The sequence below is a fragment of the Streptomyces sp. NPDC006197 genome (assembly GCF_040613865.1).
Taxonomy (GTDB): Bacteria; Actinomycetota; Actinomycetes; order Streptomycetales; family Streptomycetaceae; genus Streptomyces.
In genome coordinates, this window is the sequence record NZ_JBEXSZ010000164.1 from 1 (window position 1) to 17,856 (window position 17,856).

General features: G+C 73.4%; 16 protein-coding genes and 1 pseudogene. 9 read left to right on the forward strand and 8 right to left on the reverse strand.

The window, feature by feature from the left end:
• The first annotated feature begins 144 nt into the window (after positions 1–144).
• The gene (locus ABZ318_RS33830; RefSeq protein ID WP_356906264.1) at positions 145–387 is read left to right on the forward strand and encodes a hypothetical protein; all 243 of its coding nucleotides are present in this window, start codon (positions 145–147) and stop codon (positions 385–387) included.
• Between the two features lie 38 nt (positions 388–425).
• Positions 426–2,642: a heavy metal translocating P-type ATPase gene (locus ABZ318_RS33835; protein WP_356906279.1), complete on the forward strand. Its 2,217-nt coding sequence runs from the start codon at positions 426–428 to the stop codon at positions 2,640–2,642.
• Between the two features lie 81 nt (positions 2,643–2,723).
• Here ABZ318_RS33835 and ABZ318_RS33840 read toward each other — a convergent pair whose 3' ends face one another.
• Positions 2,724–2,966 carry a hypothetical protein gene (locus ABZ318_RS33840; RefSeq protein ID WP_356906265.1) on the reverse strand — a complete coding sequence of 81 codons (243 nt, stop codon included), beginning with the start codon at positions 2,964–2,966 and terminating at the stop codon, positions 2,724–2,726.
• Positions 2,967–3,338: 372 nt separating this feature from the next.
• On the opposite strand from ABZ318_RS33840, the gene ABZ318_RS33845 reads away from it, so the two are divergent.
• Together ABZ318_RS33845 and ABZ318_RS33850 are read left to right on the forward strand one after the other, a co-directional pair.
• Positions 3,339–3,968, forward strand: coding sequence for a hypothetical protein (locus ABZ318_RS33845; RefSeq protein ID WP_356906266.1), 630 nt, complete (start codon positions 3,339–3,341; stop codon positions 3,966–3,968).
• 114 nt (positions 3,969–4,082) lie between these two features.
• On the forward strand, positions 4,083–5,528 hold the full coding sequence (locus tag ABZ318_RS33850) for a PepSY domain-containing protein (RefSeq protein WP_356906267.1): 1,446 nt from the start codon (positions 4,083–4,085) through the stop codon (positions 5,526–5,528).
• 197 nt (positions 5,529–5,725) lie between these two features.
• On the opposite strand, the pseudogene ABZ318_RS33855 reads toward ABZ318_RS33850, so the two are convergent.
• The 6 genes and pseudogenes from ABZ318_RS33855 to ABZ318_RS33880 form a co-directional block, all read right to left on the reverse strand.
• Positions 5,726–5,875: pseudogene (locus ABZ318_RS33855) on the reverse strand (MBL fold metallo-hydrolase); the annotation flags it as partial.
• Between the two features lie 223 nt (positions 5,876–6,098).
• On the reverse strand, positions 6,099–7,244 hold the full coding sequence (locus ABZ318_RS33860) for a calcium-binding protein (protein ID WP_356906269.1): 1,146 nt from the start codon (positions 7,242–7,244) through the stop codon (positions 6,099–6,101).
• A 336-nt stretch (positions 7,245–7,580) separates the two neighbouring features.
• Positions 7,581–8,783 (reverse strand): MBL fold metallo-hydrolase, encoded by a 1,203-nt coding sequence (locus tag ABZ318_RS33865; protein WP_356906270.1) that lies wholly within the window; start codon positions 8,781–8,783, stop codon positions 7,581–7,583.
• A 216-nt stretch (positions 8,784–8,999) separates the two neighbouring features.
• Complete coding sequence (locus tag ABZ318_RS33870) at positions 9,000–9,770, reverse strand: SIMPL domain-containing protein (protein WP_356906271.1); 771 nt, start codon at positions 9,768–9,770, stop codon at positions 9,000–9,002.
• Positions 9,771–9,914: 144 nt separating this feature from the next.
• Positions 9,915–11,021, reverse strand: coding sequence for a DUF6745 domain-containing protein (locus tag ABZ318_RS33875; RefSeq protein WP_356906272.1), 1,107 nt, complete (start codon positions 11,019–11,021; stop codon positions 9,915–9,917).
• 26 nt (positions 11,022–11,047) lie between these two features.
• Positions 11,048–11,374: a hypothetical protein gene (locus ABZ318_RS33880; protein ID WP_356906273.1), complete on the reverse strand. Its 327-nt coding sequence runs from the start codon at positions 11,372–11,374 to the stop codon at positions 11,048–11,050.
• A 165-nt stretch (positions 11,375–11,539) separates the two neighbouring features.
• Here ABZ318_RS33880 and ABZ318_RS33885 point away from each other — a divergent pair, with 165 nt between their 5' ends.
• Genes ABZ318_RS33885 through ABZ318_RS33905 form a run of 5 tightly spaced genes read left to right on the forward strand, consistent with a single transcriptional unit; the run spans position 11,540 to position 16,801 of the window.
• Positions 11,540–12,499: an STM4015 family protein gene (locus tag ABZ318_RS33885; protein WP_356906274.1), complete on the forward strand. Its 960-nt coding sequence runs from the start codon at positions 11,540–11,542 to the stop codon at positions 12,497–12,499.
• Positions 12,496–13,770: an STM4014 family protein gene (locus ABZ318_RS33890; protein WP_356906275.1), complete on the forward strand. Its 1,275-nt coding sequence runs from the start codon at positions 12,496–12,498 to the stop codon at positions 13,768–13,770. The genes ABZ318_RS33885 and ABZ318_RS33890 overlap by 4 nt, the downstream gene beginning before the upstream one ends.
• An 11-nt stretch (positions 13,771–13,781) precedes the next feature.
• Positions 13,782–14,603 (forward strand): STM4013/SEN3800 family hydrolase, encoded by an 822-nt coding sequence (locus ABZ318_RS33895; protein WP_356906280.1) that lies wholly within the window; start codon positions 13,782–13,784, stop codon positions 14,601–14,603.
• Positions 14,600–15,931, forward strand: coding sequence for an STM4012 family radical SAM protein (locus ABZ318_RS33900; RefSeq protein ID WP_356906276.1), 1,332 nt, complete (start codon positions 14,600–14,602; stop codon positions 15,929–15,931). The genes ABZ318_RS33895 and ABZ318_RS33900 overlap by 4 nt, the downstream gene beginning before the upstream one ends.
• A 9-nt stretch (positions 15,932–15,940) precedes the next feature.
• Complete coding sequence (locus tag ABZ318_RS33905; RefSeq protein ID WP_356906277.1) at positions 15,941–16,801, forward strand: STM4011 family radical SAM protein; 861 nt, start codon at positions 15,941–15,943, stop codon at positions 16,799–16,801.
• On the opposite strand, the gene ABZ318_RS33910 is transcribed toward ABZ318_RS33905, so the two are convergent.
• Positions 16,788–17,582, reverse strand: a complete 795-nt coding sequence (locus tag ABZ318_RS33910; protein WP_356906278.1) for an SGNH/GDSL hydrolase family protein — start codon at positions 17,580–17,582, stop codon at positions 16,788–16,790. The two genes, ABZ318_RS33905 and ABZ318_RS33910, sit on opposite strands and share 14 nt — an antisense overlap.
• Positions 17,583–17,856: the final 274 nt, after the last annotated feature.

Sequence of the window (17,856 nt, forward strand, 5' to 3'; positions counted from 1 at the left end):
TCGTCATGCTCATCACCATGGTGGAGACCACGGGAGACGTGTACGCCATGGGCGAGATCACCGGACGGAGGGTCGACGGTGACACGGTCAGCCGCCGCCCCGGTCCAAGGGGCACCGTACGTTCGTACTTGGGAGAGGCGGCCGATGGACAAGCCCCGAGAATCCTCCTCGCGCGTGGTCGCCGCGTTGCGCGGCATCGCGCCGGCTCCCGCCGTGTGGGGATTCCTGCTCCTCCTGGCCCTGGTGTTCGCGGGTTCCTACGCGCTCGGATCCGCCGTGGGACCGATCGGGCCCGGCACGCAGTCCACGTCGACGGACGAAGGCGACGACGGCAGGCAGGGAAGCACGCACGGCGGGGAACACGGCCACCAGGGGGCGCACCCGTGACGGACGTGCTGACGACGACCGACCTGGTCGTGGGTGGGATGACCTGCGCGGCGTGTGTCGGCCGGGTCGAGAAGAGACTCTCCCGGCTGGAAGGGGTCTCGGCCACGGTCAATCTGGCGACTGGGCGGGCCCGGGTCAGTCACCCGGCCACCGTCCCGGTCGAGGATCTGGTCGCCACCGTCGAGAAGGCGGGCTACACCGCCGCCGTACCCGAACCGCCCGCCGAGCGGCGGCCCGACGGAGACGAGACGACATCCGAGGGCACGGAGAGGGAGCGCGACCGGCTCGTGGTCACGGCCCTGCTCGCAGTCCCTGTGCTGGTCCTCTCCATGGTCCCGGCCCTGCAGTTCCGCAACTGGCAGTGGTTGTGCTTCGTGCTGGCCGCACCGGTGGCGGTGTGGGGTGCCTGGCCGTTCCACGTACGTGCGTTGCGCGGCGTGCGTCACGCGGCGTCGACCATGGACACCCTGGTGTCGCTGAGGGTGGTGGCCTCGTTCGGCTGGTCCACGTACGCCCTGTTCCTGGGAGGCGCCGGGGAGCCCGGAACGCGGATGCCGTTCACGCTCGCTCCCTCGGCCTCGGACGGCATGGCGCACCTCTACCTCGAAGCAGCCGTGGGAGTTCCCCTGTTCGTGTGGACGGGCCGTGTCCTGGAGGCTCGCGCCCGCCGCGGTACGGGGGCCGCTCTCCGGTCGCTGGCCGGGCTGAGCGTCAAGGACGTCACGGTGCGCGAGAAGGCAGCCGAACGCCGCCTCCCGCTCTCGGAGTTGCGTGTGGGACAGGTCTTCGTCGTGCGTCCGGGCGAGCGGATCGCCACGGACGGCGAGGTACTTGACGGCAGTTCGGCGGTGGACCTCTCCCTGGTCACGGGGGAGAGCGAACCGGTCGAGGTCGAGCCGGGTTCCGCAGTGATCGGCGGATCGGTCAACACCGGGGGTCTGCTGCTCGTACGGGCCACGGCGGTCGGCGCCGACACACGGCTCGCCCGCATCACCCGGCTGGTGACCGACGCGCAGGCCGGCAAGGCCCGTGCGCAGCGGCTGGCCGACAAGGTGGCCGGCGTCTTCGTCCCGGTCGTCCTGGCCCTGGCCGTCGGCACCCTCGGGTTCTGGCTCGGCACCGGCGGCGCGGCGCAGGCGGCGGTCACGGCCTGCGTGGCCGTCCTGGTCGTGGCCTGCCCGTGCGCGCTGGGCCTGGCGACGCCGACCGCGCTCATGGCCGCGACCGGCCGGGGCGCCCGTCTCGGGATCCTGGTCGGCGGGCCGGAAGCGCTGGAGGGGCTGCGGCACATCGACACCGTCGTGCTCGACAAGACCGGCACGCTCACCTCCGGCCGGATGTCCGTCCTCCGCACCACCGTGGTCGCAGGCGGACCCGGCGGGCTCGGCGAGAATGCCGTTGTGCGGCTGGCGAGGGCGGTCGAGCAGGGCTCCGAGCATCCGCTCGGCAGGGCGATCGTCGCGCACGCCCGGCCGATGCCCACTGGGGAGCCGTTGCCGGGCGTCACCGAGTTCCGCGCCCTCCCGGGCCGGGGCGCGCGCGGCGTGGTCGACGGCCGGCTCGTGGAAGTCGGCGCTCCGGAAGGCGAGCTGCCCGCTGCCCTCGCCGACGCGCTGACCTCGGCCGAGGCCGACGCCCGCACTCCCGTCCTGGTCCGCGTCGACGGACGGGCCCTGGCTCTGCTCGCGATCGGAGACGCCGTGCGCCCCGGAAGCTTCCGCGCCGTGGACGCGCTTCGCCGCCTCGGGGTGCGCCCGGTCCTGGCCACCGGTGACGCGAAGGCGACCGCCCTGGCCGTGGCGGCGGACCTGGGCATCGAGGAGGTCCACGCGCGCTGCACCCCCGAGGACAAGGCGGCTCTCGTACGCGCGCTGCGCGAGAAGGGGCACCGGGTCGCCGTGGTCGGCGACGGAGTGAACGACGCCGCCGCGCTCGCCGCCGCGGACCTGGGCATCGCCCTGGGCAGCGGCACGGACGTCGCCATCGGCGCGGCGGACGTGACTCTGGTACGGGACGACATCGAAGCCCTGGCCGACGCCGTACGCCTCGCCCGACGCGCCCTGGGCACGATCCGCGCCAACCTGGCCTGGGCCTTCGGCTACAACGTGGTGACCGTTCCCCTGGCCGTGCTGGGCCTGCTCAACCCGATGCTCGCGGCTGCGGCGATGTCGGCGAGCTCACTCCTGGTGGTCGGCAACAGCCTGCGACTGCGCGCCTGGCAGCCTCCCACGGCACGGCGCCGTAGCACCCGGTGACACGAAGCGAACGCCGACGGCCTGCCCGGCTCCGTACGGGGAGGCGAGCCGTCGGCGAACGCGTACGTGAGGCCGCGGAGGTCAGGCCGGGGACGGAGACGCGGCGAGAGCGTCCGGGACGGCCAGACGGTCCAGCGCGCCGGCCTTGGCCTGCGCCACGAGGTCGGCGAACTGCTCCTCACTCATCTGCACGTGCTGTCCGAAGTCGTCGGTGAGGCGGATGCGCCTGTCCTCAGGGGCGTCGGCATCCACGAAGAGCTGCGGGCACCCGCAGTCACACTTTCCACAGAAGGTCGCGATCGGTTCCGGACTCGTCTCGGGCATGTGCGCCACCTCGCCGTTTCGGGATTCGTGGTCGTTCCGGCACGTCAAGGCTGCCCAGCGGCCGATCTCGGCCAAACCGGCCCAACACGTGAGGAAGAACACCAAGGTGTCGGGGAACTGAGCAGGGCTACCACACGACTGCACGCCCTGTCCGCAACCATCCACCCTTGCCCGCTCCACACCTTTTATCCCGGCTGTGATTCCACCCACCCTGATGCCTTGCCCTCAGGCTCGAAAGACCGCCGTGCGAGGCACGTAGAGCGCAACACCCGCCCGCTATCGGCATGATGATCGCGCGCGTCGTCCTCCAGCCGGGAGCATCGCTTCAGGCGGCACGCCGAGAACAGGCCAGACGACCGATACCTTGTGCCGGTGCACGGACGGGGCAGCTGGCTGACGCGGACTTCGAAGGGTCTGCTCTGCGCTTCCGCCTGCCTGTTTCTGGGCGCGGTCAGCCACGTCGCCGCCGGCGGGTCACTGCCGGACGCGAGAGACCTCGGAGTCGTCTTCGCGGGCCTGACCTTGCTGGGCACCGCCCTCTTCGGCGGCCGCCGCCGACGCTTCGACGTGACCACCGCCGTCCTGGGCACGACCCAGTTCGGCCTCCACCTGGTCCTCCACCGGCTGTCGATGTCGCCGATCACGGCCGGCGAGGACCGGCACGCCATGGCCGGTCACCATCCCGGTCTACACGCGCACCTGCACATGCAGATGGCGGAGACGGCCCAATCAAGCTCCGCGCACACCATGACCGCCCCGATGACGGCGGCACACGCCCTGGCCACGCTGGGAACCGCACTGTGCGTCGTCCACGGGGAACGGGTCCTGCTGCGGCTCGCCGCCCTGCTCCTATCACGCCTCGGCCTCGCCGGCCTCGCGCTCTGCCCCGTACCGCCCGCGCGCCGGGCGCCGGCGCCGTTCACGGCCGGCCACGTCCGGCTGCGTGTGCTCCTGGCCCGGTGCCGCCCGCGACGAGGCCCTCCCCTGGTGATCCCGGCCTGATCGCCCGTACCGCGATCACGACACCCGCCCTCATGGCGGCTCCCATCACCACTTATCGGCTTCGTCGTACGCGCACGCGTCGAGACGCCGCGCGTACCCCTTGGGGAAACACTCATGTCTTTGACCATCGATCAGGACCCGCAGAGAACGGCCTCCGCCACGGAGGCGCCACCCGCCGGGCGGTCCTGGCAGGGCATACGGGCCCTGCTGGTCCGGCTCCACTTCTACGCCGGGGTGTTCGTCGCCCCGTTCCTGCTCGTCGCCGCACTCACCGGCCTCGCCTACACCTTCACCCCGCAGCTCGACCAGCTCGTCTACGGCGACCAGCTGCGCGTCGAGCAGGTGGGTGACCAGCCTCGCCCCCTGTCCGAGCAGATCGCCGCGGCCCGCGCCGCGCACCCGGAGGGCACCCTGTCCTCCGTCATCACCCCCGCCGAGCCGGAGGACACCACCCGTGTGGTGCTCTCCGTGCCCGAGCTGGGCGAGAAGCAGCGCACCGTCTTCGTCGACCCCTACACCGCGAAGGTGCGGGGCGACCTCACCACCTCATGGGGCTCCACCCCCCTGACGACCTGGCTCGACGACCTGCACCGCAACCTGCACCTCGGTGAGACGGGCCGCCTCTACTCCGAGGTCGCCGCGAGCTGGCTGTGGGTGCTCGTCGCGGGCGGCCTGATCCTGTGGCTCGGCCGCAGCCGCGGCCGGCGCGCGAAGTCAGCGAAGGGCGTCCTCCTCCCCGACCGCACCGCCCGCGGCGTACGACGGACGCGCGGCTTCCACGCCGCGACCGGCGTCTGGCTCGCCCTCGGCCTGCTCTTCCTCAGCGCCACCGGCCTGACCTGGTCCCAGTACTCCGGCGAGCGCTTCGGGCAGCTGCTCGACGCCGCGAAGGGGCACGCGCCGGAGCTGGACACCGTGCTGCCCGGCGCGCAGCCTCCGGCCGAGGAGGCGGGCGGTGAGCACGCGGGGCACGCCGGACACGGCGGGCACGCCAAGCCCGCCGACCCCGATCCGGTCGCCTTCGACGCGGCCCTCTCCACCGCCCGGAAGACGGGCCTGGGCGGCACCGTCGAACTGACACCGCCCGCCGACGCCTCCAGCGCCTGGGTCGTGGCCCAGAAGGACAACGTCTGGCCCGTCCACTACGACCAGGTCACCGTGGACACCTCCAAGGGCGAGGTCACCGCGCGCACCCGCTGGGCGGACTACCCGCTCCTGGCCAAGCTGAGCAAGCTCGGCGTCCAGGGCCACATGGGTGTGCTCTTCGGCATCGCCAACCAGATCGTGCTGGCCGTCGTGGCCCTCGGCCTGATCCTGATCACCTTCTGGGGCTACCGCATGTGGTGGCAGCGCCGCCCCACCCGCGAGGACCGCGCCGCCCTCCTCGGCAAGGCCCCCGCCCGCGGCACCTGGCGCCGCCTGCCCCTGCCGGCCCTCGCCGTCGGCATCCCGGCCGTGGCCGCACTGTGCTGGGCCCTGCCGGTCCTCGGCTGCACGCTGCTCGCCTTCCTGGCGGTGGACGTGATCGCCGGCCTGGTCCGACGCGGCCGGACCGCCTGACACAACCGGGGAGGGCGCACGAGACCGCGCCCTCCCCACCCGAGAACCGCCCAACACCGCAACGGCGCACGGGAGCAAATCACCATGTTCGGCCCTCTGCGGCTGATCGTCACTTACTCGCCGTCGAAGCCGACCTGCCCGCCCTGCCCTTTCGCTTCGATCATGCAACCAGCATCAACCCGAGCCGACCTGAACGCCCCCGCAATCAACGTCCACTCCCCCGGCTCCGCCCACGCATGCGGAGCCAGGTCGAAGGTCGCCCGGTGGATCGGCAGCAGCACCCCACCCGGACCGCCTCCCGGCAGGTCAAGGTGGGTCTGCACCCCCTTCGCGGGCGACATGTGAAGTCCGGCCACGCGCCGGGAAGGGACGTAGAGTCCGTGTGGTTCTCGGGCAACAACCCTTCTTTCCGTACGCGCCGTGCTCGGCGTCCAGACGTGTGGTTCTTGGCCCATATGAAGCTCTATCAGGTCCCAGAGGCGGAACGGGCACGGCCCCGGGGTGAGTCGGCGAGCACCCCGGGGGCGACCGGGTTACGGGGCTGGGGTCAGGGGCCGGATGGCCAGGGGGCTACGGGACGTTCGGGGTGGCCTCGCAGCTCGACGTGGCGGTGTCCGTGCCGGACTCGCCGTCGCAGATGTCGGGGCCACCGTCGCCACCATCGAGGTCGTCGCCGCCGGGGCCCGCGCGGAGGGTGTCGGCGCCACCGCCGCCGGCGAGGTCGTCGCGACCGCCGGCCGTGCCGACCGAGACAGTGATGTTGAAGTCGGCGTTGTCGCCGAAGATCCGGTCGTCTCCGCCGCCGCCCTCGATCCGGTCGTCGCTCGCGGAGCTGAGGTTGGCGTCGACGACCGAGCTCTCGCCGACGAGGATCTCCGCGCCGGAGCCGCCGATGATGTGGTCGCGACCGGAGCCGGTGGCGTAACCGCCGGTCCCGACACGGATGTTGTGGTCACCGATCTGGAGGCCGCCGTCGGCGCCGCCGTTCAGGGTGTCGTCGCCGCCGTTGCCGCTCGCATTGCCGGTGGCATCGCTGTCGCCGATCAAGAAGTCGGTGAACCCGCCGCCGCCGAGGAGGGTGTCGTCGCCCGCGCCGTCGGCGTCGCCGGACACGGCGCGCGAGTCGCCGACCATGTCGTCGTCGGCGTCGCCGCCGTCCAGGAGATCGCGGCCGCCGCCGGTGGCGTTGCCGCCGAGGCTGTCGCCGACCATGACGTCGTTGTCGGCTCCCCCATACAGTCTGTCGTTGCCGCCGCCGGTGGCGCTGCCACCGGCGGCCCAGCTGTCGCCGACGAGGACGTCGAAGCCGTCGCCGCCGGTGAGGGTGTCATTGCCGCCGCCCTCCGCGTTGCCGGAGGTGTTGCGGATGTCGCCGGTAAGCCCGTCGTTGCCGGTGCCGCCGTCGATCTGGTCGTTGCCGAGGCCGCCACTGACCTGATCGTCGCCGCCCAGGCTGCAGATGCGGTCGTTGCCGCCGAGGCCGTGGATGGTGTCCGCGCCGGAGGTGCCGACGATCACGTCGGCGCCGCTGGTGCCGTTCGTGGTCACTCCGGGGGTGGTGATCACGATGGTCGCGGGCTTGCCGAGACAGGTCGGCACCTGGGCCTGGGTCGGTCCGGCCAGGCCGACCACGCCGCCCAGGACCAGCAGGCCGGCCGCCGCCACTCTCGATCCGGCCACGCGTGTGCCGTTCCGCAGGCTCTGACGAGCACTCATCGTCGATCTTCCTTTCGGTTTGTGGACATGCGTCCGCACGTGGATACGTAACCGAAAGTAATGCCATGCCCCGGAACGGATGCGCTGTGTAGTCGGATGGGGGAAGAACTCAGCCCGCACGGCGGACATGCCGTGCGGGCCGAGTTCACAGGTGCGACCTCTTGTTCTTCAACCGTTCAACCGTTTCAGGGCCATGACGATGGAAGGACGCGAATCCGCAGCCGTGCCCTCTCCCCCGGGCGCCCCGTCCAAGGCCCTCAGCGCACGGTCACGGCCTTCGGCCGGGTGACGCTCCAGCATCCCGCACCGCCTCGGCAAGGTCGTCCCCGATCGACGTCACCTGTCGCCCGCCAGGTCCAGATCGCCGCTGCGCGTCTCCTCGGCCGCGACGTCGACGCTCCGGGGGCGGCGCCACGGGCGCGGGATCGGCAGCGACAGCGCCTGCCACCACGACTCCCCGGGCAGCTTCCCCGCCGGCTCGAACGGCTCGCCGGGCCGGGGAAACGCCACCGCCTGTCCGGCCTCCTCCGCCGCGTCCTTCGTCCACTCCCCCGGCTCCGCCCAGGCGTGCGGGGCGAGGTTGAAGGTGCCCCAGTGGATCGGCAGCAGCACCCCGCCCGGAGCACCGCCCTGGAGGTCCAGGTGGGCCCGCATGCCCTCGGCGGGGGTCATGTGGATGTCGGTCCAGAACTCCGAGTAGGCGCCGATCTGGATCATGGTGGCGTCGAAGGGGCCGTGGGCGGCGCCGATGTCCCTGAAACCGGAGAAGTAGCCGGTGTCGCCGCTGTGGAAGATCCGGTGGGCCGGGCCCCGCACCACCCAGGAGGCCCAGAGCGTGTGCTGCTTGTTGCGCAGGCCGCGGCCGCAGAAGTGGCGGGCCGGGGTGGCCGTGAGCCGGAGCTCGCCGACCTCGGTCGACTCGTTCCAGTCCAGCTCGCGCAGGCGGGAGGCGGGCACGCCCCAGCGTTCGAGGTGCGCGCCGACGCCGAGCGGCACCGCGAAGAGCGTGTCCGTGGTGGCCAGGGCCTTGATCGTCGGCAGGTCGAGGTGGTCGTAGTGGTCGTGCGAGATCACGACGACGTCGACCGGACCGAGCTCGGCGAGCGGCACGGGCACCGGGTGGAGCCGCTTGGGACCGGCGAAGGGGAAGGGGGAGCAGCGGTCGCCCCAGACCGGGTCGAAGAGGACCCGGTGGCCGTCGATCTCCGCGAGGACGCCGGAGTGCCCCATCCAGGTCAGGCGCAGGCCGGTGGCCGGAGGCCTGGCCAGGTCGGCGAGGGTGGTGGGGTGGACGGGGATCGCGCCGGTGGGGGCCCGGCGCGCGCGCCCTTCCTTCTCGAAGTAGATCTTGGCGAACTCCCTGCCGGACCCGGAGGGGCCGCGTCGCGCCGGTTCGGGGTTCTGGAAGATCCCGTCCGCGAAGTTCGGCGAGCGGCGGATCCGGGCGAGACGCGCACCCGTGGGTTCCGCGCCGAAGGACTCGGGGCGCAGCTCGCGCAGCCGGGCCCGTGGCGAACGGTCGGAGCCGGTACCGGTCACAGGACCTCCTGATCTCTGGGGGTCGTTCCATTATGGGCGGTCCGCTCCGGAGACGGCCGGGCCGGTCGGCCCTACCGAACCGCCGTTCAGTACGATCCCGTCCTTTCCCGACCTGGAGACTCCTCCGCGAACGCCGCTCCCCTGCTGTCCCTCGGCTGGACCGAGCGGTGGCCGAGGCCGGGCCCGCTCGAAGGCCCGCCCCGGCCGCCCTCCCCCTCAGATCAGCTCGTAGACCGCCGAGACCGTGACCTGCTCCTCGATCTCGCCCGGCGCCAGGGGAACGGTCGGCTCGTCCGCCGAGACTTCGGGGGCCGCGCCGGGGCCGGGGCGTACGGACTCGCCCTCGCTCAGCGAGACGAGCCGGCCGAGTCGGTGACCGCTGAGCCGGGCGTGCTGCGCGGCCTTGTCGTACGCGTCCTGGTACGCGCCCTCGCGGGCCTTCGCGCGCAGCGCGGACGGGTCGGCGACGTCGAAGACGACGCCGTTGATCCGGCCCGCTTCCTTCCTGGTGTCGTTGACCGCGCCGATGACCTGGCCGGTCCTGTCGAGGTCGCGGACCTTCACGGAGAAGGACTGGCCCGCCTGGTAGCCGGTCACCTTGCTGTCCCCGTCCTTGTTCTGGGTGTAGACCGGGGCGAGCGAGAGGTTGTCGGTGCGGATGTCCCGGTCGGCGATCCCCTGTCTGTGCAGCACGTCGAGCACCGTCTCGGCGGCGGTGGTCTGCGCCGCCATCGCCTCCTTCGCCGTCGGGCGGGTGGCCTCGACCCCGACGGACAGGATCGCCAGGTCGGGCGCGGCGGACGCGCGGCCGTTGCCCGTGACGGTGACCGTGGCCGGGGCGGTCTCCTGGGCGGTGGTGCGGAGGGCGGTCCGCTCGGGCACGGCGGCCAGGGCGGGGGCCGCGGTGCCGGCGAGGAGGCCACCGAGCACGGCGGTGGCGGCGAGCAGACGGGCGGTGCGGGCGGCGCTGGGCCGGCGGATCGTCACAGGCAGTCCTTTCGGGTGGGGTGGGTGCCGGGGCTCCGGCGGGCACATCCCAGCACCCGGCGCCGCCGCCTCCCGCGCGCCACTCCTGACCGGCGGCTCCCTTCACCTCTCCGCACCAACCGTGGCCGGGTCCCGGGCGTGCGCTCAGGTCTGGACGAGCGGCTCGTACTCCTCGGGCCGCAGGCCGAAGGTCCAGGCGACGCCCTCCCGCGCGGTCCGGGTCCCGGGCGGCACCCGCAGCCAGTACGTGCGGTGGCTGCCGTCCGGCTCGGGCGTGGAGTTGACGACCTCGACCATCACGACGTCCTCGTCGTCGGCGAGTTCGATCCGCCAGAGGACGCCCGTCTCGTCGTTGTGCTCGTGCCGGGCCCCGGAGGCGGCGAGGTAGCGGTCGTAGCCGTAGTACTCCAGCATCACGCGCCGCAGTTCGGCGTTCTCCTCCTCGCGTATCCGCTCGGGGGTGAGGTCGGTGAGACCGGCGAGGAACTCGGCGGAGACCTGCATGCCCCGCCAGGCGTGGAGGGCGAACCCGTCGCGGAAGGCGAGCGCGGGGCCGTCGCCCCGGTCGAGGCGTCCGGCCTCGTCCCGGTGGAGTTCGACGGGCCGCTCGCAGAGCACGACGGCGTTCTCGTACGGCCACCACCAGCCGGCGTGCTCGGCGACGGCGGCGAGGCCCGCGAGGCGCTCCCCGTGCTCGTCGAAGGCGGCGAGCCAGGCGGCGTCGTGCTGTCCGAGCACCGCGTCGAGCAGCACGAGACGTACGGCGCCCTCCCCGGCGCCCTCCCCCGGCTTCTCCTCCCCGGGCTTCTCCTCCCCGAGCTTCTCCTCCGCCGGCTCGACGACCCCCGTCGCCTCGACGACCCCCGCCTCCTCGAAGGCCTCCGTCGCCGCGGCGCGTATCCGGTCGACGAGGGCCCGCGTGAGGTCCCACAGCGGCGCCCCCGTCGCCTGCCAGTGGCTCGCCCAGCCGGCCGGGCCGAGCGCGTCGTGGAGGCGGCGGCGCTCCTCGGCCCACGGCCGGGTGCGCACCTCGTCCCGTACCGAACGGCCCGTGTCCGTCAGGTCCCGGAGGAGCGTGACGGCCGCGAGCGGCGAGTCCGCCCAGAGGATCCGCTCGGGCTCGGCGAGGCCCGCCGAACGGTAGGCGAGCCGGACGCCGGCCTCGGCGGCGGCGCGGTCGGCGGGTCCGGTGGCGGCGGCGACGGCCCGCCATCTGTCGGTGGTGGTGCGGTTCATCTCGGTGTCCCCCATGTCCTTCCCTGTTACTCCGGCGGACATCAGTCCGCGACGATCCGGTACGCGCCGGGCACGTACTCCCGCTGCCGCACCACCCGGTACCAGCCCTTGGGGAGGGGTATCGGCGCGTGTTCCTCGTGCACCACCCGTCCGCCCTCCGGCAGTTCGAGCAGGAGCGGGCCGAGAGGTCCCGGCTCCCGCACGAGCCGGCCGGGGCCGGGGATCGCGTGGGCGTGCCCGGTGACCTCGCCGAGGGCGAGGACCAGGCGGCCCCGGCCGTCCCTGGGCTCCCCCGCCGCCTCCTTCACCCGCTCCGGAACGGCCGCCTCCGCGACGGGCGCGATCAGCACGTCTCCCTGCCGGTACATGGCTCTCCCCTCCCCGTCCGGCACCTGCGGCCGAACACGAGAACGACGCTAGGGCCCGGCACTGACAACCGGTCGGGAGGCGACCCGGCGAGGGGCGTTGTCGGTGCCGCTTGGTAGAACTCTCTCCATCAGCCGACCCACCCGACCGTTGTCTGGAGCACCGTCATGACCGTTGGCACCCACCTGCAGGAATTCCACGGCCTGCCCGTGTTCGACTTCCCGGGCCTGGACGCGCGGGTCGAGCTGCCGGCGACGGACTCGGTCGCCTGGCGGATCTCCGCCCCGACGTACTCCGATCCCGGTGACGAGCTGTGGGGGCCGCAGTTCGAGCGGTTCCTGAAGACGGTCGACACGGGCCGGGTGCGCGCGCTGGTCGTCGGCGGCTGGGACGAGGCCTACGAGAACTCCTCCGCGGACATCGTCACCGCCCTGATCGGCGCCAACAACCGGCTGACGGCCCTGGAGGCGGTGTTCCTCGGTGACATGACCAGCGAGGACTGCGAGATCTCCTGGATCATCCAGTCCGACGTGACGCCGCTCCTCGCCGCCTACCCGGCCCTCCGGGAGTTCGGCGTGCGCGGTGGCTCGGAGCTGGCCTTCCCGTCGATCCGGCACACCGGTCTGGAGACCCTGGTCGTGGAGACCGGGGGCCTGCGCGCCGAGGTGGTGCGGGGGATCGTGGGCAGCGACCTGCCCGCCCTGGAGAACCTGGAACTCTGGCTCGGCACCGACGAGTACGGCGGAGACAGCACCCCCGAGGACCTGGCGCCGCTCCTCGCCGGCACGGCGTTCCCCGCTCTGCGCCGCCTGGGCCTGTGCGACAGCGTGATCCAGGACGCCGTGGCGGCCGCCGTCGCGGGCGCGCCCGTCGTCGCCCGGCTCGAGCGGCTCGACCTGTCCATGGGCGTGCTCACCGACGCGGGTGCGGCGGCCCTTCTCGACGGGCAGCCGCTGACCCATCTCGCCCACCTCGACCTCTCCCACCACTACCTGTCGGAGGCGATGTGCGAGCGGGTCCGCGCCGCGCTCGTCCCGTACGGCGTGACCGTCGACCTCAGTGACGCGCAGGTGGGCGAGGACGACGGCGACGGGGACGTCTGGCGCTACGTCGCGGTCGCCGAATGACCTCCGGCCCGCGCCTCGTGGTCGTCGGCGATCCGGCGGGCCGCCGCGTTGCTTTCTTCCAGGACGCGCTGCGGGCCGCCGGGCTGTCCGAGGCGCGGGCGGTGTCCTGGCCGGAGGTGCTCCGGGGCGGGGCGCGGTTCGCCGTCGGCGAGACCGTGCGCCTCGACTCGCCGGGCGAGGATCCGGAGGCCGACCGGCTGCTGCGCGGGGTCGACGATCCGGCCCGGGTCGAGGGCACCGGCCGCTGGTACGGACGGTTCACCACCGCCGTGGCGGACCTCGCCCGCTCCGTCGCGGAGGCGGGCGCCGTCCTCGTCGACGATCCCGCCGAGCTCGCGGTCCTGTTCGACAAGAGGCTGAGCCACGGCCGGCTCCGGGCGGCCGGGGTCCCGGTGCCCGAGTCGCCGACCTCGGGTCCCGACGCCCCGGTGGTGCGCGGTTGGGCGGACGTCAGGGCGCTGACCGCCGGGGCGGGTCTGCGCCGGGTGTTCGTGAAGCTCGCGCACGGCTCCTCCGCCTCGGGGGTGCTCGCGGTGGAGACGAACGGCGCGGGCCGGTTCCAGGCCACCACCTCGGTGGAGCGCGGAGCCGGCGGACGGCTCTTCAACTCCCTGCGGGTGCGGCGCTACACGGGCGAGCGCGAGGTCGCCGCGATCGTGGACGCCCTCGCCCCCGACGGACTGCACGTCGAGCGCTGGCTGCCGAAGGCGACCCAGGACGGCCGGGCGGCCGATCTGCGGGTGGTGGTGGTCGACGGGCGGGCCACCCATGCGGTGCTCCGCACCAGCCGCTCCCCCATGACCAATCTGCACCTGGGCGGTGCCCGGGGCGATCTGGACGCCGCGCGGGCGGCGATCGCCGCGGCCGGGGGCCGGTGGGCGGACGCGCTCGTGGTCTGCGAGCGGGCCGCCGCCGTCTTCCCGGGCACCCGGTGCGTGGGGGTCGACCTGCTGCCCGCGACCGGCTGGCGCCGGTTCGCCGTGGGCGAGGTGAACGCCTTCGGTGATCTGCTGCCCGGTCTCACGGGCCTGCCCGGCAGCGGGGCCGAGGGGCTCGACACGTACGCGGCGCAGGTCGCGGCGCAGTTCCGGAGCGGCCGGGGCGCGGACCCCGCTCACGGCTCCCCCCGCACCACCGGCACCACCCCCGCCACCGGCACCGCCACCGGCACCGGCACCGGCACCACCCCCGCCACCGCCACCGCCACCGCCACCGGCACCGCCAACACCACCAGTACCACCAGCACCGTCACAGGAACGAGCACCACGTGAACCAGCCCGACATGAACGCGATCGTCGGCAGCCACGATCTGCTCCTGGTCACCCTCGACACCCTCCGGTACGACGTGGCCGCCGAGCTCGCGGCCGAGGGCCGCATCCCGAACCTGGCCCGTCACCTCCCCGGCGGCGTCTGGGAGCGGCGGCACGCGCCGGGGAGCTTCACGTACGCCTCCCACCAGGCGATCTTCGCCGGCTTCCTGCCGACCCCCGCGGCCCAGGGCCCCCATCCGCGACTGTTCGCGGCCCGCTTCGCGGGCAGCGAGTCGACGGCGGACGGCACCTGGGTCCACGACACCCCGGACTTCGTCTCCGCGTTGGCGGGCGAGGGCTACCGGACGGTGTGCGTCGGCGGGGTGGGCTTCTTCAACAAGCAGCCGCCCCTGGGCTCCGTGCTCCCCGGCCTGTTCCGGGAGAGCCACTGGGAGCCCTCCTTCGGCGTCACCTCCCCGACCTCCTTCGAGTCCCAGGTCGCGTGCGCCGAGGAGGTCGTCGCCGGCCTTCCCCGCGAGGAGCGCCTCTTCCTCTTCGTCAACGTGTCGGCGCTGCACCAGCCCAACTGGTTCCATCTGCCGGGGGCGACCCGCGAGGCGGGCGACTCGCGGGAGACGCACGCGGCCGCCCTGGAGTACGTCGACCGGCACATCGGGCGGCTCTTCGCCGCGATGAGCAGCCGCCGCCCCTGTTTCGCGATCGTCTGCTCCGACCACGGCACCGCGTACGGGGAGGACGGCTTCACCGGGCACCGGCTCGGCCACGAGGTCGTGTGGACCGTGCCGTACGCGCAGTTCGTCCTGGCCGGTCCCGAAGGCGGGGCGGCGGCATGAGCAGCATCCCCCGCCCGTACCGGAGCTACGTCTACGCCTACCCGCACAAGACGGCGTACCGCGCGCTCACCGAGCGCCCGGAGCTGTCCGCGCTCTGGGCCGGGGAGCCGAAGGACGCGCTCTCCCTGTACGCGCACATACCGTTCTGCGAGGTCCGCTGCGGCTTCTGCAACCTCTTCACCCGGGTCGGCGCCCCGGACGAGCTGACCACCCGTTACCTCGACGCCCTCGACCGCCAGGCCGCCACCGTCCGCGAGGCGCTGGGGGACGCGGCGCCGGTGCGGTTCGCCACGGCCGCGTTTGGCGGCGGCACGCCCACCTTCCTCACCGCCGCCGAGCTGGAGCGGTTGTGCGACATCGCCGAGAAGCGGATGGGCGTGGACCTGCGGGCGGTGCCGCTCTCCGTGGAGACCTCGCCGGCGACCGCGACCGCCGACCGGCTCGCGCTGCTCGCGGACCGGGGCGCGACACGGCTCAGCATCGGCGTGCAGAGCTTCGTGGAGGCCGAGGCGCGGGCGGCGGTCCGGCCGCAGCGCCGCGCGGACGTCGAGGCGGCGCTCGGCCGGATCCGGGACACGGGCGTGCCCGTGCTCAACATCGACCTGATCTACGGCATCGACGGGCAGACGGAGCGGTCCTGGCGGGTCTCGCTCGACGCGGCCCTCGCCTGGCGGCCCGAGGAGCTGTACCTCTACCCGCTGTACGTGCGCCCGCTCACCGGTCTCGGCCGGATCCAGGACCCGGCGGCCGCCGACCGGGAGTGGGACGAGTCGCGGCTACGCCTGTACCGGTACGGCCGGGACCATCTCCTGGCGCACGGCTACGAGCAGGTGTCGATGCGGATGTTCCGCCGTGCGGACGCGGGCCCCGCCGGCCCGGACGACTACGCCTGCCAGACGGACGGCATGATCGGCCTGGGCTGCGGCGCCCGCTCGTACACCTCGGCCCTGCACTACTCCTTCGACTACGCCGTCGACATGCGGGAGATCCGCTCGATCATCGACGCGTACACGGAGACGGAGGACTTCTCGCGCGCCAGGCACGGATACGAGGTGAGCGGGGACGAGGCCCGTCGCCGGCATCTGCTCCAGTCGCTGCTCCAGGCCGAGGGCATGCCGGTCGCCGGGTACGAGGAGCGGTTCGGTTCCTCGCCGTTCGCGGACTTCGGCCCGGAGCTCGCCCGGTTCGAGGAGTACGGCTGGCTCGCGGACGCCCCGGCGGGGCTGCTGCGGCTGTCGCCCGAGGGGCTCGCGTACTCCGACGGGCTCGGCCCCGAGCTCTTCTCCCCCGCCGTGCGGGCCGCGATGGCCGCGTACGAGGCGAAGTAGGCGGCGCCCGTGGACCTCACGCTGCTCTATCGGGGCCCGCTCTCCTCCTGCGACTTCGACTGCCCGTACTGTCCCTTCGCCAAGCGCCGGGACAGCCGGGAGCAGTTGCGGGCGGACCGGGCGGCGCTCGAACGGTTCACCGGCTGGGCCGCCGCGCAGACCGGGGACCGGCTGCGGATCCTCTTCACTCCGTGGGGCGAGGGGCTCGTCCGGTCCTGGTACAGGCGGGCGTTGGTCGAGCTGTCCCGGCTGCCGCACGTGGAGCGGGTGGCGATCCAGACCAATCTGAGCTGCCGGACGGAGTGGCTGGCGGAGGCGGACCCGGCGAGCGTGGCCCTGTGGTGCACGTACCACCCGGGGCAGACTCCGTACGGGCGGTTCCTCGCGAAGTGCCACGAGCTGGCCGAGCGGGGCGTCCGGTACAGCGTCGGGGTGGTCGGTCTGCCCGAGCACCGGGAGGACGCCCGCCGGCTGCGGGACGCGCTGCCGCCGCACGTCTACCTCTGGGTGAACGCGGCCGAGGGGCACACGTACACCGACGCGGAGGCCGAGGGCTGGACGGAGCTCGACCCGCTCTTCCCGTACAGCCGGCATCCGCACCGCTCGGCGGGGCTGCCCTGCCGCACCGGGGAGTCGGTGGTCTCGGTGGACGGCGAGGGGACGGTGCGGCGCTGTCACTTCGTCAGGGCCGGGCTGGGGAACCTGTACGACGGTTCGTACCGTGCCGCGCTGCGTCCCCGCTCCTGCCCCCTCGCCGTCTGCGACTGCCACATCGGCTACGTCCACCTGGAGACGCTGCCGCTGTACGACGTGTTCGCCGGCGGGGTCCTGGAGCGGATCCCCGCCGCACCGCGTCCTACAGGGGCATGAGGTCGGGGCGCTTCGCCTCGACGTGGTCGCCGGAGCTCTCGCCGCGCAGCCGGCGCCCGATCCAGGGCACCAGGTACTCCCGGGCCCAGTGGATGTCGTCCTTGCGGACCTCCAGGGTGCCGCGCGGCGGGACCGGCGGCCAGGGCTGGTCCGGGTCGGCGGGCACGGGCAGGCCGAGGACCTGGGCGGCGCGCAGGGCGACGCGGGTGTGTCCCTCGGGCGAGAGGTGCAGCCGGTCGTCGTCCCAGGCGCGCCGGTCCTGGACGGACTTCAGCGACCACAGGTCGAGGACCGGGCAGCCGTAGCGGTCCGCGATGGCCCGGACGTGGCCGTTGTAGGTGGCGATCTTGCCGCGCAGGTGCTTGAGGAGGGCCACGCCGCGGGTGTCGAAGCCGGTGGTCACCATGACGGTGCCGACGGCGGAGGTCAGGTCGGCGACGGCGCGCTCGAAGCGCTCGGCCACGTCGTCCGGGTCCGTCCCGGGGCGGATGATGTCGTTGCCGCCCGCGCAGAAGGTCACCAGGTCGGGGGCGAGTTCCTTCGCCCGCGGGACCTGTTCCGCCACGATCTGGTCGAGGAGGCGCCCGCGTACGGCCAGGTTGGCGTAGCGGAAGGCGTCGTGCTCCGGCAGCTGGTCGGCGAGCAGGACCGCGAAGCGGTCCGCCCAGCCGGTGTACGTCCCGTCGGGGCCGGGGTCGCCGACGCCCTCGGTGAAGCTGTCACCGATCGCCGCGTACGACCCGAATGCGTTCTTGTCTGTTGATCTCGAATCGTCTGCCACGGGAGCACATCCTCCCCCTTCCGGTGTGACCTACGCGACCGTAAGGAGGGGTTGACGAGGGGTGACATATGCCACCGATAAAGATTCCGCCAAGCCGGAATACTCCGGAGGCCCGGCCCGGTGGTGCCCGCGGCGGGGGGGGCCCCCCCCCCGGGCCGGGGGGCGCGGTCACCCCCCCGGCGCCCCGGGCCCGCCCGCCCCGCCCCCAGCGCGCCCGGGCCGCGAGCCAGGCGCCGTCCCTGGCCCGGTCCAGGCTCCAGCAGCCGAGCAGATG

Bases quoted from the DNA above. Each gene is read 5' to 3' on its own strand.
- ABZ318_RS33885 (WP_356906274.1), top strand. From the start codon at position 11,540: ATGACCGTTGGCACCCACCTGCAGGAATTCCACGGCCTGCCCGTGTTC.
- ABZ318_RS33900 (WP_356906276.1), top strand. From the start codon at position 14,600: ATGAGCAGCATCCCCCGCCCGTACCGGAGCTACGTCTACGCCTACCCG.
- ABZ318_RS33840 (WP_356906265.1), bottom strand. From the start codon at position 2,966: ATGCCCGAGACGAGTCCGGAACCGATCGCGACCTTCTGTGGAAAGTGT.
- ABZ318_RS33895 (WP_356906280.1), top strand. From the start codon at position 13,782: ATGAACGCGATCGTCGGCAGCCACGATCTGCTCCTGGTCACCCTCGAC.
- ABZ318_RS33890 (WP_356906275.1), top strand. From the start codon at position 12,496: ATGACCTCCGGCCCGCGCCTCGTGGTCGTCGGCGATCCGGCGGGCCGC.
- ABZ318_RS33875 (WP_356906272.1), bottom strand. From the start codon at position 11,021: ATGGGGGACACCGAGATGAACCGCACCACCACCGACAGATGGCGGGCC.
- ABZ318_RS33835 (WP_356906279.1), top strand. From the start codon at position 426: ATGACCTGCGCGGCGTGTGTCGGCCGGGTCGAGAAGAGACTCTCCCGG.
- ABZ318_RS33860 (WP_356906269.1), bottom strand. From the start codon at position 7,244: ATGAGTGCTCGTCAGAGCCTGCGGAACGGCACACGCGTGGCCGGATCG.
- ABZ318_RS33880 (WP_356906273.1), bottom strand. From the start codon at position 11,374: ATGTACCGGCAGGGAGACGTGCTGATCGCGCCCGTCGCGGAGGCGGCC.
- ABZ318_RS33830 (WP_356906264.1), top strand. From the start codon at position 145: ATGGACAAGCCCCGAGAATCCTCCTCGCGCGTGGTCGCCGCGTTGCGC.
- ABZ318_RS33850 (WP_356906267.1), top strand. From the start codon at position 4,083: ATGTCTTTGACCATCGATCAGGACCCGCAGAGAACGGCCTCCGCCACG.